The sequence below is a fragment of the Acinetobacter sp. YH01010 genome (assembly GCF_013420775.1).
In the GTDB taxonomy this organism is placed as follows: Bacteria; Pseudomonadota; Gammaproteobacteria; order Pseudomonadales; family Moraxellaceae; genus Acinetobacter; species Acinetobacter amyesii.
The window spans coordinates 22,138-38,387 of the sequence record NZ_VOYF01000019.1; the positions used below are offsets into that span (position 1 = coordinate 22,138).

Consider the following 16,250-nt stretch of genomic DNA (forward strand, 5'->3'; position numbering starts at 1 on the left):
ACATAAACTACCATGGTGCTATTTATGAATATTGAAATGCTTTTGTGTATGTCCAACTTAAATTGACCAACAAATTAGGTTCTTTATCCAAAGCGAATAGATCTGAATAAACATTAAAGTTTTTACCCAAAAATGCATTGTGTAAGAAGTGAATAAGGTCTAGATCCACGTAGTTAACCGTAGACACAATCTTTAAGTATTCAGACAAAGCTTTAAACATCGGTGTTAGCTCTGCGATGGCACGGCTATACCGCTGTTCTGATTTATGCTCTCTATATTTTTCAAAGCCATTTTTCAAAATCCTTTTGAGCTCTGCATCATCAAATGGAATATTTGAATAAAACTCACCAGTACTAAGATCTCCAAAATTAGACATAAAGTTATCAATCACGGGTAATTTACGTTCTAGAGATAAGCGCTGCGTTGATCTGATTAATTTAATGAATGAATAGAAAAACGGTAAGAAGCGTCTGTAGTAATCATAAATGACCTCTGCAAGCTTACGATCGCGAACATCAGCATTGATGGGTACACATTTAGGATATTGCGTAACAAAATTGGGTTTCTGCAGATAAATGGTTAGGTCCTTAAACACCTCAGCACCATTTAGGCGATTAGATTTAAGAAATGACCAATCTACCAAGTCATAATCTACTGCACGAATCTCTCTTAGATTTAATTCATCAAACTTAAAGTTGAGTAGGCGTAGGTAATCTACAAAATTAGCCAAGTACCATGGCTGAGTTTTATCGATGTTGTATTCAGGATGACTATCAATGTCCAAGTGATTTAATAAATTGGTCCACGACTGGTCAATTCCAGCCAAATTAACTTGTTTGTCTATTCGATCAGGGGTAAGCATAGTAATCCCAATTGTATATACTAATTCGTAAGAAATTAGATACATTGTATCAATAATTCCTAGAATAAATATTCTTTTAAATTTTTTATCAATTCTAATTCGCCACACAACAAAAATGCTTATTTACTGAGCTAAAAACTTATATCCAATTAATTAAAACCCTATATAATTATTTTAATACTCTAATTCGAGTGAGTTGTTATGATTAGTGATCCAATCGAAATCGCAAAATTAAAACAAAGCATCTTAGATTTAAGAAACAATATTTTTCCTCCACAAAACCTTTTAACGGTTGATGGATTACCAATTTATTATGGTGAGAAAAAGTTTGTTGATGAATATCTTGCACAATGGATGGACTTTTATCAAAAAGCATTAGAACTTTCTAATCCTTTTGGTGATCCTATTGATTTGTCCGAAATAAATGAAATTCATTTGCCTGTGCATTTTAATTTGCCCGTGTTTGCTCGTAATGTCACTCGCATGATTTTAAATAAAACACTGGCCAAGGAATCTATTACTTTTCGTTCAAGTGCAGATCTGTTTGAGAAGTGCGGATACTTCAATCGTGAATATACGGATTTAATTTATGAGTACTTTGATCGTGATGAAGATAACGTATTGGTCGGGCATCGACCGTATAACGATATTCGTGCGTACTTGTTTTATGCCGGCGATGAAGAGCGTCATCGCACGAGATTTTATAACTCTGGCCTGGTGCTCGGTTATCCCGAAGGTTGGAATAGCATTGAGATCTTAGATAATCGTAACAACACCCGAAAACAGCGTAGTGATGCTTATACAAACCCTTTAGCGAAAAATAACACATGGTTCATCTACAAGAAGCTGTAATTAGCCAAAGCGCCGTGCGAGATCGCAATAGAGCCTTGGATCTATTGAAGTGGATTGCGATTGTGACCATGGTTATTGACCACGCATCAATATTATTTCCTCAATATAATCTGTTGTTGAGGACGATTGGCCGTTGGGCTTTTCCTATTTTTTGTATCATGCTTGCATTCAATTTGAACCAAGCTATTTCTAAAAAGAAAACCCATACATTAAAAAACTATTTTAAAAATTTGGCGTTGTTTTGTGTGCTATCAGAAGTACCGTATCAACTATTCAACCAAGAGCCATTTACAACTCTGAACGTCATGCCTACGTTGCTTTTAGGATTTTTGCTTGTTGTATTAGGGGAATCTAAACATAAATATGCAACGCTGCAGTTTGTCTCTCTGTTAGTCGTGATCACATTGCTATCTAATTTTATTATGTATAGCGTGTGGGGCGTTTTATTAATTGTATTCCTGTATTTATTCTTTAAAACAACCAACGTTCATTCTAAGAAATACTTTTTAATGATCAGCGTCTTGCTCACTTCATTGGCCAACATTTTCAACTGGTTGATTGGTGGCTACTATACGGATATGACTACATATTCTTTGGCATTCTCATTTGCTGTCAGTAGCGCCATTGCAACGTGTATTGGTGCACAATTCCTACTGAAAGGACAGCACATGAATATACCTTTTGAATTACCGCCAGTGGGGAAGTGGGCGTACTGGTTCTATCCAGTACATCTCGTCATCATTTGGATTCTTTTTAAATTTGCATAATAAATTTAGGCATAAAAAAAGCACCAAAGTATTTATGACTAAGGTGCTTTTTTATTGCTTAATCAGCGTTATTCGCTAGATCCAGCATCTAAACCGAATGAGCTAATTTCTTGCTGTCTTTCTTGCTCAGCTGCTTGTTCTGGTGATGCTTGTGGAGTAGGTGCACCAGATTGGTTATTTTGTTGATCATATTGATTCAGCAATTGCTTTAATGCTTCAGGATCTTGAGCAATTTGATTCGCAATTTCTAATGTTGGGTCCTGTTGTTTTTTACCAGCAGCATAACCAAAAATAGCCAAACCAATGAAAGCAGCAAAGAAAGTGGCAAGTACGATCAGTACAAATTTACCAATAATGCTACCTTTGAAGCGTTCAAACCAAGTTTCATCTTCATAGTGGTAAGGTTGGTTAATGTTTTGGCAACCATAGCTAAATGCATCCATCCACGCATTACGAACCAATTGTTTAATTTGTTCTGTTTGCGGTAAATGACCTTTTTTAGCCACGTTTACTTTGATTTTTGGCTCTGCTAATACAAAACGTTTTTCTTCACCATTACCTAGTGTATTAACGAGCTCTACGGTACCAGAACAAGTGAAATAACGACCAACATCATTGTTTTCTAAAGTATCAAAACCACTGATTTGTATTGTTAACTCTTTAAGATCGGCATTCGGGATTTTTATATTTTTAGGTTGACGATTCAAATCTTCAGAATCCGTATCAACTGAGATTGTTAAAAGGTCATTGTTACTAAAAATTGAAACAAGAGGGTCGTGAGATAGAATGTCTTTTTGCTTCTTAATTAAACTCACAATGTATCACCAGTTAAAATAGAAATTAAAAGTATTATATTTTAAAAAAGGGTTTTAGTGATAGTTTATTTTATGTTTAACGTAAAAAAGCCACTTTTAAGAAAGTGGCTTTTAGGTTTAAGGGAGGTAGTTATTATTTATAAAATATTCCTTTTTAATTCTCTTAATCTCCATGCCTTTGTCTAAAAGCAATTTAAACTCATTAAAATCATCACGCATAAGCTTATGAACCTTTAATGATTTTTGACTCTTAGCTTTGATAGCACTGTTGTATTGTACTGCAGCAACCAGATCGTAATGCTTATTTAGATCCAAACCATAAAGTGATGTTAATTTTTCAGAAATATAATCAAATATAACGGTCAAACAGATGACCTTATTGTTAGTGTTAGTCAGTATCTCTTCTGGAAATTCATTATTTCCCGAAGCTGCACTGGCTAAACGTGCCCATTCTGTCATGGGTAGGGAACCATCTTCACCAATCACGTTGATTAAGTTGTTTAAAAAGATAAAGCGGTGATTAAAAAACTTCACTTTGCTTTTTTGCAAAATTCTAAATGTATAAACGTTTGCCCAATACACAACATAGTTTTTAATCTTTAGACCATTGATTGAGTCTTGCGTTAATAAATCTTCATTGGTGATGCCATGATATTGAGTTGCTTCTTCAGTGACTTGTTTTTTTGGCTTCCAGTAGCTCTCTTCAGCATTATAAAGATACTGAGCCTGTTCTATTGATGATGTGCGGCACTTTTTAATACGCGTCAAAATAGACGACTTAATAATGTCAGGCACATCAACTGGATTCTTGACTTTGGCGGTAAATTCCAGTGTGAGGAAACATAATGGTGCTGGCATAGCTTGGCCTTTCTAATATCCCTTAATTTATAACTTAAAACGTTCTATTTTCTGAATTGATATTCGCGAAATAAGGAACTAATTGCTTTTCTCGGTCATGAATGTATGCAGTTGATGACATATCCAATACCGCACCTGGTACATAAGTTAGGTTTAGATTGATATTTTCACCGTTACCATCGATCAAGACGCCATTAAACCGCGCTTTGTCTGGATCTCCTTTTACAAATAGCTGTTGGCCAACATAACCGGACAAGCTATTGATATAGAGGTTTTTCATTTTTTCCGAAGATTGCAAAGCATTTATATAGAGAAGATCCATAATTTTTTCTTCTCCATTTTGATTTCTAATTTTTACTGTTTTTGGACCAACAACATCCACAATTGTAGCAATCCATAAGTCATGATGTTCAACTTCCCAACCATTGTAGCGACTTTCAATCCAATCGGGGCTTAAGAGTCTTGGCTTAAAGGGGTAGGAGTAGATTTTGAATATTAAGATCGAAACCACAATTATGATTGGCAAGCCAAAACATATTTTTATTTTATGTTTCTTAAAAGCACTGTTAAACATAACCGTATATACCAAAAAATTTAAAATCATTTTAACTTAAAATAATAAGTTTGTATTGGTTAAAACCATTGATATATCAATTATTCATCACTGTTATAGGTATAACCATCATCACTACTGCGATCTTTACCTACTAATAATTCTTCAATACGCTTAGCTTCAGCTATTGTTCTGAGTGCATTTTCCTTTTTTTCTTGTCGTTCTGTATTTTCACGAATCGCTTCAAGAATCTCAGGAGATAAGGCCTTTTCAGGTTGTTGTTCTTGGGCTTCAGGCTCGGAAGCACTTGCTTCTTCAGCCTTTATAGGTTGGTCTTTTTTCTTAGGATCTACCAAGTCATAAAACACAAGTTCTTTTGATTCACTCGTTGCGGATTCGTCTAAAAACTTCTTTTCTTGACCTTTTAATGGATCTTGTTCATTTGGAGTATTAGAGTTATTACAGGCACTTAAAAGGGTGGAAATTAAAATAACCGTTGCGAAGTTAAAAAGGGTTTTAGACACGTTGAAAATCCTTTAATATAATAACGTATTCTACATAATAAAAGTCCGTAGGTAAAAGTATGTCTTCAGATAAAAATAGTTCTGATAGTGCTACACAAAAGGTAAATATTACCAATGAGGTTTTAGATGAAGCTGCCATTAAACAGGCAATTGAAGCTAATCAACCCCGTAAATCAGGTATTTTAAAGCGAGTCTTTTTTGATTTCGGGCGTAAAAGCCACTGGAGTTCAGCTAGAAAAGGGTTTTTACCGCATTTATCTAATATTAGATCAATGCTGTCGCCAACATGCCCCGAATGCGGTAAATCGATTTTAATGCATGACAACAGGATTCCACGTTCTTATAAAGGCAACGTGAATTGGGTATGTGCACACCCTTTATGTGAATATGAAATTGTCGCACCTAACAATTTTAAACAACTGAAAAAACTCATTGCTAATACTCACTACCCAAGAGGGCAAGAACGTTTAGCTTCAATGAGTAATGATGAAATAGACAAGCTTATTAAAAACCATCAGTTTTCTTCTTATTTGTATTTAGCATTATCTATGTTTACAGGCTTGTACGTAGTTTATATGTTCTTTAAAGCGCTATATCCAATGCTTGTTGTACCAGGTGTATTATTGGTGTTTTATCTATACATGGTTAGCATCAATTCAGCTTATCGTGCATGGCAAGTCCGTACTGGTCTTTTATTCTTACCGAATTCGCCATTCTTGGCATGGTTCCGCTATGCGCCAAAAAAATATAGCTTATCGTGGTATGACGGCAAAAACCCATTGCCAGTTGAAACACTGAATAAGTTAGCTGACCGTAAACAGCACCTAATCGACAATTTCAACAACAACGATAAAGGTGCTGATTAATATGCTGTTAAAACCAACGCTATTTGCGACTCTATTAGGATCAAGCGTTGCTTATGCTCAATTGCCTCAAAGTTCTGAGGCTCTAGGTTCATATGCAAACCATGTCAATTCTAATGGATCAAGTACACCATATCGACCATTTCAGGTCATGACCAACACTCAGCAAGAAACGGCGCCAGCAAAGCAAAGAGGCTTTACGAGTCGTTACTTGGGCGTGAAGTACACACCGAAAAAAACTGAAGAAACTTCGACTAGCACTGAGCGCACGGCAGTTGCACAAAATGGACCACAACCTAGTGGCCAGCAAGCACCAGCACCACAACAACAACCCGTTCGCCAGAATATCCGTCCTGTTACTTATACCTATCCAACTACGCAATACAATCAAGCGAGTGCATCTTACGATCAAACCGTACCGGGTAGAGTCGCTACTTTGAGTTGTGTTATTCATGCTGCGCGGTCAGAAGGTGTTCCGCTGTATGTTTTATTGGGTATACATAGCAAAGAGCGTGGTACCAATGGACAAACAGTGCAAAACAAAAACCTTTCATTGGATATGGGGCAATTCCAAATCAATACCATACACTTTAAACGTGGCGGTATGTTTGAAAGTTATAACAGCCATTATGTGCGTACTGATGGATGTCTGAATGCGCGACTTGCAGCCAAGATCTTGCGAAATCGATTAGCCACAAAACCGTCAACCGATTTTTGGGTTAGAGCAGCTGCTTACCATTCATGGACGCCATCTTTTAATGCGATATATCGCAATGGCACGGCGAAACAACCTGGTTTAGTTGCGTATGCACTTCAATGGAAAAACTGGCTTGAGAGAAAGGGGATAAATCCTAACTAATCAGCTAAATATATTTTTTAAGAAAAAAATTCCAGTTATGTAATGCGATATAATTTACCTATTCTTTACCCACTAAGGATTCAAAATGAACCTTAATACAACTTTAAAAAGTTTAGCTTTAACCTTATCCATGTCTGTTGTTGCTACTGCAGCTCAAGCCGATTTTGTTGGCAAAGTTGTACGTATTTCTGACGGCGACACTATCACCGTTTTAAACAACAACAATGAGCAGATCCGTGTTCGCTTCAACCAGATTGATGCACCAGAAAAGAGTCAAGCTTTTGGTCAGAAATCGCGTCAGAACATCAGTTTCTTGCATGAAACGATTGTGTATGTGCAAGAAAATAGTAAGGACCGCTACGGTCGTACTCTTGGTACCATTTTTCAGATGCGTACAAACCAAGTGCCTAACTTAAACATCGTGAATAGTGTTAACTATAAGCAAGTTAAAGATGGCTATGCATGGGCTTATCGTGAATATCTCAAAGATAAAATTATTTTGAGTGCTGAAAGCAACGCACGTTCTCAACGCCTTGGTTTATGGGCTGATCCAAACCCTGTTTATCCAAGCCAGTACCGTCACAATAAGTAATATTGATGAACGGTGAATTAAATACCGCTAAAGCCGTAGCGGTATTAAATAAATATGTACTGCAACAACAATGTGGTAATCGTATGGAACTGCAGTTTTTCAGTGAAGAACTGCAAGCTCAGATTGAAGCTCTCAGCTTGGCTTCTGTACGAAATGAGTTGGTTACTCAGTTGGCAAATTTGGGAAAATGTCTTTGTGATGAAAAGTTGGTGAATTGTTCAGCCAACGCAAATTACTCAGAAGTGGCAATAGATTTCCTTGAAATGCACTTAGAGTCGCTGGAAGGGCGACAGTTCAAAGAAGGTTTTATATGACATCTATTGTCATATCCACGGAATCCAATTAATCACCAAAACAGAACAAGCCACTAAGCTATTTAGTGGTTTTTTAATGGGTTAAATTAAATATTTTCATCATTCTTATAGATATAAAATAAATAAATAGTTGATAATAGGTTATTAATTTAAACCTATAATTGTGATTTTTATGCCTTTACTCGATTGGGTTAATCGTAACCAAGCCGAAGAAACAGCAAGCCAAGTTCCATTCCATCTTTTAAAATTCCAGAAATCATTTGGTGATACCGATACAGCCAAAGAAAACCTTATTATTCAGGGTGATAATCTACAAATCTTAAAATCTTTACTACCTTTATATGGCGGTAAGGTTAAATGTGTTTTTATTGATCCACCGTATAACAGTCAATCAGCTTTTGAGCACTATGATGATAAATTAGAACACGCTCAATGGCTTACAATGATGTATCCACGTTTGCAATTACTAAAGGAGCTTTTAACTGAAGATGGTTCTATTTGGATTACTCTTGATGATAACGAATCACATTATTTAAAGGTCATGTGTGACGAAATCTTTGGAAGAAAAAACTTTGTAGCAAACATCGTATGGCAAAAAAGATATTCGAGAGAAAACCGTGAAGCTATTGGAGATGCTCACGACCACTTGCTTGTATATGCTAAAAACTCAATGGAGTTTAAAAAAGTTCGTAATCTAGTTCCTATGAATGAAACGCAAGCAAAAGTATATAAAAACCCAAATAATGATCCTAAAGGCAGATGGCGTGGTATTCCTATGACAGCGCAAGCTGGACATGCTACACCAGAGCAATTTTATGAAATTGTGAGCCCATCAGGTAAATCTTTCAGACCTCCAGAGGGAAGGTGTTGGGGTGTTTCAAGAGCAACATATGATAGATTGTTAGAAGAAGGGCGAATATATTTTGGTAAAAATGGTGATTCACAACCTAATATTATTAGATACTTATCTGAAGTTAAAGGTGTAGTGCCTTGGACTTGGTGGAACCATGAAGATCATGGACATACCGATGAGGCAAAAAAAGAAAGTCAACTTTTGTATGGAAAAGATGAAACATTCTCTAGCCCAAAACCTGAAAGATTGATGGAAAAAATACTCTATATTGCGACAAATAAAGGGGATATGGTTCTTGATTCATTTTTAGGTTCAGCGACTACCGCCGCTGTAGCTCACAAAATGGAAAGACACTACATTGGTATCGAAATGGGTGATCATGCTCAAACTCACGTTATCCCGCGTTTAGAAAAAGTCATTGAAGGTGAGCAAGGTGGCATATCTAAATCCGTGGAGTGGCAAGGTGGTGGAGGTTTTAGTTTTTATAAACTAGGCAACGCCGTTTTTGATGATCAGGGATTTTTAAATTCTGATGTTAAGTTTATGGACCTAGCTAGTTATATTTGGTGGCTCGAAACTAAATCAGCATTCAATAGTGCTGTAAGCCTTGAGAGTCCATTCTTAGGTGTTCATGACGGCGTATCTTATTTCTTACTATATAACGGCATTTTAGGTGATAGACGGCCTAATAGTGGGAATGTACTCACACATTCTATATTAAACTTCCTCAATGATTGCCATACCAGTGAAGGTAAGCGTGTGATTATTGGTGAAGCATCACGACTAGGTAAAACCAAATTAGATGAATTAAATATTGAGTTTAAACAGATTCCATATTCGTTATATGGCAATTAATACGTAAGGTTCCTCATGACTTTTCAATTAAAAAACTATCAAAGCCAGTCTTTACAATCTTTAGAGAACTACCTAACTTTAGCTGCCTCATTAGGTGCTGAAAAAGCTTTTAATAAGTGTGTCGGTGAAGACATTAAATATAATGATCGCTTAGATGGAATTCCTAGTGTATGTCTACGCGTACCAACTGGAGGGGGTAAAACCGTACTTGCTTCACATAGTATTGCGATTGCTGCGCGTAACTACGTAAATACAGATTCTCCAATTGTACTATGGCTTGTACCAACAGATATGATTCGCCAACAAACACTTTTGGCGTTATCTGATGCTACACATCCATATAGAAAAGCATTACAAGGGTATTACGGCGATCGCATCAAAGTATGTGACATTGAAAGTCTACAAACTTTGAACAAGCATGATGTGAATCAATCATGCATTGTGATTGTGACAACGATTCAAGCGTTCAATATCGACAAGGAAAAGACTTATCAACGCAATGCTTATGCATTTGATGAATCATTAAGTGAACATTTTACGAGCCTTACTGACTTCCAAACTGAAGGCATGGATCGAGTATCAGAAGATACTTTGAAATATCAAACATTTCTAACGCAACGTGATATAGGCCGTGTAAAGCATTCCTTGGTTAACTTTTTTCATTTACATAGACCGATCATCATTGTCGATGAAGCTCATAAGAACCGGGGTGGTAAAACGTTTTTTACTACATTAAAAACGTTGAATCCAAGTTGTTTGATTGAGCTTACAGCTACTCCAAAAGACAATAATGTGCTTTATTCAGTATCGGCAGCAGAATTAAAATCAGAAGAGATGATTAAACTTCCTGTAGTTCTGACTGAACATACTGGTAGTTGGCAAGATTGTATTCGCGATGCGCTAATACAACGCCAGAAACTAGAAGTACTGGCACAAAATGAAAGGGAATATATCCGACCAATATTGCTAATACAAGCTCAGGATAAAAATGGTGATGCTAATGTAAATGTTGTTAAAGAACATTTATTAAGTGAATATGAAAATATTACTAACGACTGGATTGCTATTTCTACTGGTGGTACCAAAGAGCTTGAAGATGAAAATCTATTTAGCCCTAAAAGCAAAGTCAAGATTGTAATCACTGTAGAGGCATTAAAGGAAGGTTGGGATTGTTCTTTTGCATACGTGTTAGCAAGTTTGCAAAACATAAATTCTGCAACTGATGTTGAGCAATTATTAGGCCGTGTTTTACGGATGCCATACGCTAAACTGCGTCAAAATGACGAGTTAAATAAAGCGTATGCTCATGTCATTTCGAGTTCTATTGCACAAGCTACGATGTTACTTAAAGATCGCATGATTCAAAATATGGGGTTTGAGAAGTGGGAGGCTGATGCAACAATTGTCGCTAAACCTCAGTACAATCTTGGGCTTGGAGGCGATGGTACAGCAACGAAACAAAAGATCCCTGAAACTATGATCTCTGTCCCGTTTGAAGTAAAGCCAGAAACCCTATCCGAAGAACTTAAGCAAGCAATTCAGACAAGAGAAAATAGCCAAGGTACCTCTTTGATTATCAATAAAGGTACGACTAATGAAACTTTTGATAAGATTGAAAAGGCCGTAATTGATCAGACTCCGCCTAAACAACTTGAAAAGGTTCAGGAAGTCTTTAATGAAGCTCGTGCTGAACGCCAGGCATATCAAGCACCTGAAAACTGGAATGCTTCTTTCGCATCAATTCCACAACTAGGTTTGTTCGTGGATGGTATGTGGCAAATTGCAGATAAGGAAACAATAGAAGACTCTATAGAATGGAATCTATTAGATTTCCCTATACAACTTGAAGGTTTTTCTATCAAAGAAACCGTCAATAGTTTTGAGATTGATCTTAATATAGATGAACAAAAACTCAATTATGCGTTACTTCAGAATCAACAAGCTCAATTTTCTAATATGCCGACTCTGGTTACTGAAACCGATCTTATTAATTGGCTTGATCGCAAAGTAAGTAGACAAGGGGTAACGCAAGTTCAGCTAAGAGCATATTTAACAAAACTGTTAAGTTATTTGCTTCACGTAAAAAACTTTACTCTTACACAATTACATCGTGCTCAGTTCCAACTATCCCTAGCCATCACAAAAGAATTGGATCGGTTATTTGAGTTGGCGCGTCAACAGGCTTTCCAAGGCGATTTGTTTAGTCAATTCCAAGTGGCCAATCAGCCTCAACCTGAAAATACATTTAAGTTTGAACCAGGCAAGTATCCTGTAAAGAAACCTTATCGTGGTGGATGCAAGTTTGAAAAACACTTCTATGCTCAAATTGACGACCTAAGAGAAAAAACTGAAGGTGGTAGCCTTTCGGAAGAGTTTCGATGTGCTCAACTACTTGAATGGCACTCTCGAGTAAAATATTGGGTCCGAAATATACCGAAACAGCCACAAACATCATTTTGGTTGCCTACTGGTAAGGACTATTTTTATCCAGACTTTGTTGCTGAGTTGGATGATGGATCTATATTCGTTCTTGAGTATAAAGGTAGTCACTTAGATAGTGCCGATGATGCGAGAGTTAAAGATGCTATTGGTAGACAGTGGGCTAAAGATAGCCAGGGTAAGCGTATTTTTCTTATGGCGACAAAACTAGATAAAAACGGACGTAGTTTGGAAGATCAAATTAACCATGCTTTAGCAAAATAGATATATACCCACTAAAAAAGCCCCGATATTCGGGGCTTTTTCATATCTGCTTTTACATATCGAACGACTGTCCACGTTCGTTAGTTTTGTTTAAATTTTGCGGTTCTATACCATACAGCTTTAGACCATCACCTAGAACGAGATCATCTACACGCTTTTCAAAACGAGTAAAGAAATCGTTCAGTCTTTGGAAGACTGGTGGTTCATCTAACAGTTTGGCCATGTTGTTTAATGTTTTACTTAGACCGTTCACAAGATTGAACTTTTGTTGACGGTCCAAAGACAAGCTGTTCGATGTATCTAAAAGGGTGGTGAGGCTTTCTTGAACCTTTTGATAGTTTTGATCATTGGTCACATTACTGACAATCAAATGCACTACTTTGTTTTTGATCTTCAATGTATCCAGATTCAATTGATCAAATGCAATGGTCCTATCAGTAAGATTTTCTCTAAATGTTTTGAGATTCTGCCACTCTGGATGTGCAGCCTCTAAATCAGATAAAACTTTCATGATTGACGCACGGTATTCGCTATCAGACGCACTAATCACAAAAAGTTCAGGATACGACCGCTTCTTAGAAACTTCTTCCTGAGCTTTATTGAGCTTATCTTCAGCGACAGCAATTGAACCCTCAACATCGGCATTACTAATACCAGCTTCATGAATTAACTTTCTAGCTTTATACATTTCTGCTGAATGAAGCCAAAAAGCGGTAAAGATAGCTGACTTAGCGTAGCTATGATGATCGATACCTTGCTGAAGGTTTTGTTCGGGAATGGTCGAACGATCCACACTCTGCAATTTAACTGTATCTTTGTTGATGTCCTTGGATACATCAATATGTACTTTGGTATTTTGCATGCTATCCATACTTGGGTTTGTGCTAGTGGTTGGTTCTTTGGCACCCATTTTCTCGAATTCAATATCACCGGCTTTAATCTTTTGATGGCCATCTGCAGTAGCTACAACTTTCAAAACATCATTTTGAACTTTGGTGACATCAATTTCAGAAAGGATCTCCATATAAGACTTAATGCCCTCAAGAGTCATGACGGGCGAAGATACAGGTGCCGTAGCGGTTGGAGTTGATTTATCATCAAATGCTTTATCAAATGACGGCGGTTGGTACTTTGGTTTTGCATAGGATTTCGTGCTACCTGTACCAGCTGGTCCATCATAGTTAGCTTTTGATAGATCTTGTTTACGCTTTTCAATATTTGCGTTGTAATTTTCAATATTTGCTTGGTTTTTAGCTCGTATGTTCTGCAATTCCAGATATTTTTCATCTGATTGTGCAATCACAATGCCGTAATTCGGTTGGTATTCTTTATTAGGGAACTTGGCTGCATAAGCTTCGCGTTGACGGTTGTAGCGGTTAATTGCATACGCAACTTCAGGGATCTTGTTGTCTATACGTTTGACGGCGTTATTTAGTTCTTTTGCCAACTCTGCAGCTAAACGTTCAACACCTAAATATTGACGAGCATCATCCCAATCAGAAACAGATAATTTATTTTGGAAAACTGGGGGTAGGGTGATACGTGTATTTTCATGTTTGCTCACATCACCTAACACACCACTTAATGAAAAGTTGTGACAAGCTTCTTGTAAGCCAGGATTCAAACCAGACTCAAGCGTTTGGCCAGCATCGTTATCATAACCAACAAATATATTGGCTTCAGGATTGATGCTGCGGATAAGCTCAGCAACACTTGAGATATTGGATTTACTGTATGACGCTAAAACTTGTGTGTTTTCTGCAGTAAAACCCTCACCCAATAAACCAAGCTCTAAACCAGCATCCAACGCCTTACGTGCGCTGATCGCTGTTGCCCAACCCTCCTTGATCAAATAGTTCTTTGCATTTGGGTTAAAGACTTCATAGCCAACATCAGGATTTTTGCTAACAGGCAAGAATGCATCTTTCGTTTTGGCTTTATCAAAAAAGTACTTGCCCTTATGCAGTACTTCTTCAAGCTTGTTGGTTTCTTTGTTGCGCTTTTTTTGGCGATGGTGGGTGATACGCTGTAAATTGACGACTTTGTTATTGGTGTCAATTAACGGTGCAAGAATGACAGCTCTGCTTTTACGTAAATCAAAGCCTTTTTTCTTTTCGCCCTCAAGCTCAGGTTCAAAGTTGATAAAATGCTTTTGATACGCTAATACATTCTCTACTGTTTCAACGAGAAGCTGTTGATTGGTGGCTGATTCAGGAAGTTCACGCTTTACTGCTTCAATGGCTTCATCACGGGTAAAGTTATCTTTACGCATGATTTTAGCGCCGTATGGCTCTAGGTTCTTTTCAACCATATACGGCATTTGTCGAATGTCGCGTTTAAAGGTCTGAATGCTTCCAGTTTTATTATTAAAAAATGAATCGTCAATAACTTTACCAGCACGTTGCCACTCAATACGGATAGCGATTTGTGCAGCTAAGAGCTCTTTTTCTTGTTGAAGTAGATGCTTCTTTTGAGCTTCTTCAAACTCACGTACACGGCGATCAACATCTTCTTTGCTTGGTGGTTTGTAGTTAGGGTTTGAATCTCGTTGAGGCTTGATTACGTTCTTATAGTGGTCAGCAAAAGCAATTGAGATTTCAATGTCAGTTACACCAAAGCGGTGTCCTTTGAGCACTGGCCAGTATTCACCAGTATCACGGTTCATGTTTGGATAGATCCAATACATCCCTCGTGGTTTGACATTGTTGCTACTTGATTTACTAGGGTTATCTGATTCGGTGAGGCAAGGCACTTTTTCATCAAATACGGTCACGAATTGATATTTACCAGATGACTTGAATACGAATCCGTAGTTTCGCTCCAGTTCTTCTTGGAAAAACTGAAACATCGTATTTAAATCACAATTATGTCGGGCGCTCGGTACTTTCTCAGCCATAACAATTCCAATTTCTAATATATATTCAGGTGCAATGTGCTACCCAGGTTGCATAGGACTATTAATCATATGCTTAAGAAAATTTATACTTTTAGTATATACCGATTCTAAAAACATTTCTGTTTAATCTTTAATATAAGCTATGTCTAATAAAGGTTTAAAGAAAAATTAAAAGTTTTAATTTATTATTTTAATAAAAAAGATTTAAGCCCTCAATGTTATAATTTACAGACAATAAATAGGTTATGAGTGACCACTTATTTAGGGTTAAATTACTTTTATTAATTTGAGGTTTATATGTCAAAACAGTTTTTTTCGGGTTCTGTTGTAATCAATGGCAACGCCAATGTATACAGTTCAGGTTCAAACCATCAAATCGTTGGAAGTGGAAAACGAGTGACTAAGCAAGTACCTGTAAGCCCATTTAACGAAATCTGTATGAAAGGTCCAATGAGTCTGAAGTTTTTTGCTTCAAGTGATTCTAAAATGGAAATTACTGCAGACGATAATATTGTGGATCTTATTAGTGCTACTTTTCAGGGTGGTGTATTGGTTTTAGCTATTCAGGACAATGTGAGTTTTAGTACTCGTTCACCGTTAGAAGTATCGATCACTTACCCAACTTTAAAAGCTATTGATTTAAAAGGTTCAGGCAATATCCAGATCTTAAATCTAAATGAAGATAAATTTACCGCAAGTATTAGTGGATCTGGAAATATGGATTTAGACGGTACCATTGAACACTGTGTCTTATCTTTGAAAGGATCAGGCAATTTTGATGCGTTACCACTGAAAAGCACCAATTTAGAAGTGGCGCTATCTGGTTCAGGCAATATCTTTTGTACAGCTATCAATTCAGCTCAAGTACAGCTTTCAGGCTCAGGCAACGTTAAAGTTTATGGAAACCCAATCCATAAGACACAAAACCGAACTGGTTCAGGACAAATTAGTTTTAAATAGGTCGATAAACCTAGTTGTAAGACACTAAACCGAACTAGATCAGGAAACATTTGTCTTAAGTAGATCGATAAACCTAGTTCAATGAAAGTTTAGAGAAAAATAAACCCCAAAAGTTTGCTACCTT

At 36.9% G+C, this 16,250-nt stretch carries 15 protein-coding genes; 9 read left to right on the forward strand and 6 right to left on the reverse strand.

The features are described 5' to 3' along the window. Positions 1-22: 22 nt before the first annotated feature. Positions 23-862 carry a hypothetical protein gene (locus FTT77_RS14490; RefSeq protein WP_227553478.1) on the reverse strand — a complete coding sequence of 280 codons (840 nt, stop codon included), beginning with the start codon at positions 860-862 and terminating at the stop codon, positions 23-25. A 201-nt stretch (positions 863-1,063) separates the two neighbouring features. On the opposite strand from FTT77_RS14490, the gene FTT77_RS14495 reads away from it, so the two are divergent. Both FTT77_RS14495 and FTT77_RS14500 read left to right on the forward strand, forming a co-directional pair. Further along, complete coding sequence (locus FTT77_RS14495; RefSeq protein ID WP_024160879.1) at positions 1,064-1,714, forward strand: hypothetical protein; 651 nt, start codon at positions 1,064-1,066, stop codon at positions 1,712-1,714. Then, on the forward strand, positions 1,690-2,481 hold the full coding sequence (locus tag FTT77_RS14500; protein ID WP_043041422.1) for a TraX family protein: 792 nt from the start codon (positions 1,690-1,692) through the stop codon (positions 2,479-2,481). The genes FTT77_RS14495 and FTT77_RS14500 overlap by 25 nt, the downstream gene beginning before the upstream one ends. 68 nt (positions 2,482-2,549) lie before the next feature. Here the strand turns inward: FTT77_RS14500 and FTT77_RS14505 are convergent, their stop codons facing one another. The 4 genes from FTT77_RS14505 to FTT77_RS14520 all read right to left on the reverse strand — a co-directional run bounded on the left by FTT77_RS14505 (position 2,550) and on the right by FTT77_RS14520 (position 5,231). Further along, positions 2,550-3,296 carry a hypothetical protein gene (locus tag FTT77_RS14505; RefSeq protein ID WP_024160733.1) on the reverse strand — a complete coding sequence of 249 codons (747 nt, stop codon included), beginning with the start codon at positions 3,294-3,296 and terminating at the stop codon, positions 2,550-2,552. A 117-nt stretch (positions 3,297-3,413) separates the two neighbouring features. After that, positions 3,414-4,154, reverse strand: a complete 741-nt coding sequence (locus FTT77_RS14510) for a hypothetical protein (RefSeq protein ID WP_044111932.1) — start codon at positions 4,152-4,154, stop codon at positions 3,414-3,416. 34 nt (positions 4,155-4,188) lie between these two features. Then, the gene (locus tag FTT77_RS14515; protein WP_024160732.1) at positions 4,189-4,728 is read right to left on the reverse strand and encodes a hypothetical protein; all 540 of its coding nucleotides are present in this window, start codon (positions 4,726-4,728) and stop codon (positions 4,189-4,191) included. Positions 4,729-4,808: 80 nt separating this feature from the next. Continuing rightward, the gene (locus FTT77_RS14520; protein WP_024160731.1) at positions 4,809-5,231 is read right to left on the reverse strand and encodes a hypothetical protein; all 423 of its coding nucleotides are present in this window, start codon (positions 5,229-5,231) and stop codon (positions 4,809-4,811) included. A 59-nt stretch (positions 5,232-5,290) separates the two neighbouring features. Between FTT77_RS14520 and FTT77_RS14525 the strand changes: the two genes are divergently transcribed. The 6 genes from FTT77_RS14525 to FTT77_RS14550 all read left to right on the forward strand — a co-directional run bounded on the left by FTT77_RS14525 (position 5,291) and on the right by FTT77_RS14550 (position 12,270). Next, positions 5,291-6,097, forward strand: coding sequence for a hypothetical protein (locus FTT77_RS14525; protein ID WP_024160730.1), 807 nt, complete (start codon positions 5,291-5,293; stop codon positions 6,095-6,097). 1 nt (position 6,098) lies between these two features. Further along, the gene (locus FTT77_RS14530; protein ID WP_024160883.1) at positions 6,099-6,953 is read left to right on the forward strand and encodes a transglycosylase SLT domain-containing protein; all 855 of its coding nucleotides are present in this window, start codon (positions 6,099-6,101) and stop codon (positions 6,951-6,953) included. A gap of 85 nt (positions 6,954-7,038) precedes the next feature. Next, positions 7,039-7,545, forward strand: coding sequence for a thermonuclease family protein (locus FTT77_RS14535; RefSeq protein WP_005006141.1), 507 nt, complete (start codon positions 7,039-7,041; stop codon positions 7,543-7,545). A 5-nt stretch (positions 7,546-7,550) separates the two neighbouring features. Beyond that, on the forward strand, positions 7,551-7,859 hold the full coding sequence (locus FTT77_RS14540) for a hypothetical protein (RefSeq protein WP_024160884.1): 309 nt from the start codon (positions 7,551-7,553) through the stop codon (positions 7,857-7,859). A 172-nt stretch (positions 7,860-8,031) separates the two neighbouring features. After that, positions 8,032-9,567 carry a site-specific DNA-methyltransferase gene (locus tag FTT77_RS14545; protein WP_024160885.1) on the forward strand — a complete coding sequence of 512 codons (1,536 nt, stop codon included), beginning with the start codon at positions 8,032-8,034 and terminating at the stop codon, positions 9,565-9,567. 15 nt (positions 9,568-9,582) lie between these two features. Then, positions 9,583-12,270 carry a DEAD/DEAH box helicase gene (locus FTT77_RS14550; protein ID WP_024160886.1) on the forward strand — a complete coding sequence of 896 codons (2,688 nt, stop codon included), beginning with the start codon at positions 9,583-9,585 and terminating at the stop codon, positions 12,268-12,270. Between the two features lie 52 nt (positions 12,271-12,322). Here FTT77_RS14550 and FTT77_RS14555 read toward each other — a convergent pair whose 3' ends face one another. Continuing rightward, entirely contained in the window at positions 12,323-15,166 is a 2,844-nt protein-coding gene (locus tag FTT77_RS14555) for a hypothetical protein (protein ID WP_005028493.1), read from the reverse strand. Positions 15,167-15,463: 297 nt separating this feature from the next. Here FTT77_RS14555 and FTT77_RS14560 point away from each other — a divergent pair, with 297 nt between their 5' ends. Next, a complete protein-coding gene (locus FTT77_RS14560) occupies positions 15,464-16,126 on the forward strand; it encodes a head GIN domain-containing protein (RefSeq protein WP_044112290.1) in 663 nt (220 codons plus the stop codon). Positions 16,127-16,250: the final 124 nt, after the last annotated feature.

Excerpts from the sequence above, each read along its gene's own strand:
- FTT77_RS14525 (WP_024160730.1), top strand. The coding sequence starts at position 5,291 with ATGTCTTCAGATAAAAATAGTTCTGATAGTGCTACACAAAAGGTAAAT.
- FTT77_RS14490 (WP_227553478.1), bottom strand. The coding sequence starts at position 862 with ATGCTTACCCCTGATCGAATAGACAAACAAGTTAATTTGGCTGGAATT.
- FTT77_RS14495 (WP_024160879.1), top strand. The coding sequence starts at position 1,064 with ATGATTAGTGATCCAATCGAAATCGCAAAATTAAAACAAAGCATCTTA.
- FTT77_RS14515 (WP_024160732.1), bottom strand. The coding sequence starts at position 4,728 with ATGTTTAACAGTGCTTTTAAGAAACATAAAATAAAAATATGTTTTGGC.
- FTT77_RS14535 (WP_005006141.1), top strand. The coding sequence starts at position 7,039 with ATGAACCTTAATACAACTTTAAAAAGTTTAGCTTTAACCTTATCCATG.
- FTT77_RS14560 (WP_044112290.1), top strand. The coding sequence starts at position 15,464 with ATGTCAAAACAGTTTTTTTCGGGTTCTGTTGTAATCAATGGCAACGCC.
- FTT77_RS14545 (WP_024160885.1), top strand. The coding sequence starts at position 8,032 with ATGCCTTTACTCGATTGGGTTAATCGTAACCAAGCCGAAGAAACAGCA.
- FTT77_RS14540 (WP_024160884.1), top strand. The coding sequence starts at position 7,551 with ATGAACGGTGAATTAAATACCGCTAAAGCCGTAGCGGTATTAAATAAA.
- FTT77_RS14550 (WP_024160886.1), top strand. The coding sequence starts at position 9,583 with ATGACTTTTCAATTAAAAAACTATCAAAGCCAGTCTTTACAATCTTTA.
- FTT77_RS14530 (WP_024160883.1), top strand. The coding sequence starts at position 6,099 with ATGCTGTTAAAACCAACGCTATTTGCGACTCTATTAGGATCAAGCGTT.
- FTT77_RS14500 (WP_043041422.1), top strand. The coding sequence starts at position 1,690 with ATGGTTCATCTACAAGAAGCTGTAATTAGCCAAAGCGCCGTGCGAGAT.
- FTT77_RS14510 (WP_044111932.1), bottom strand. The coding sequence starts at position 4,154 with ATGCCAGCACCATTATGTTTCCTCACACTGGAATTTACCGCCAAAGTC.
- FTT77_RS14555 (WP_005028493.1), bottom strand. The coding sequence starts at position 15,166 with ATGGCTGAGAAAGTACCGAGCGCCCGACATAATTGTGATTTAAATACG.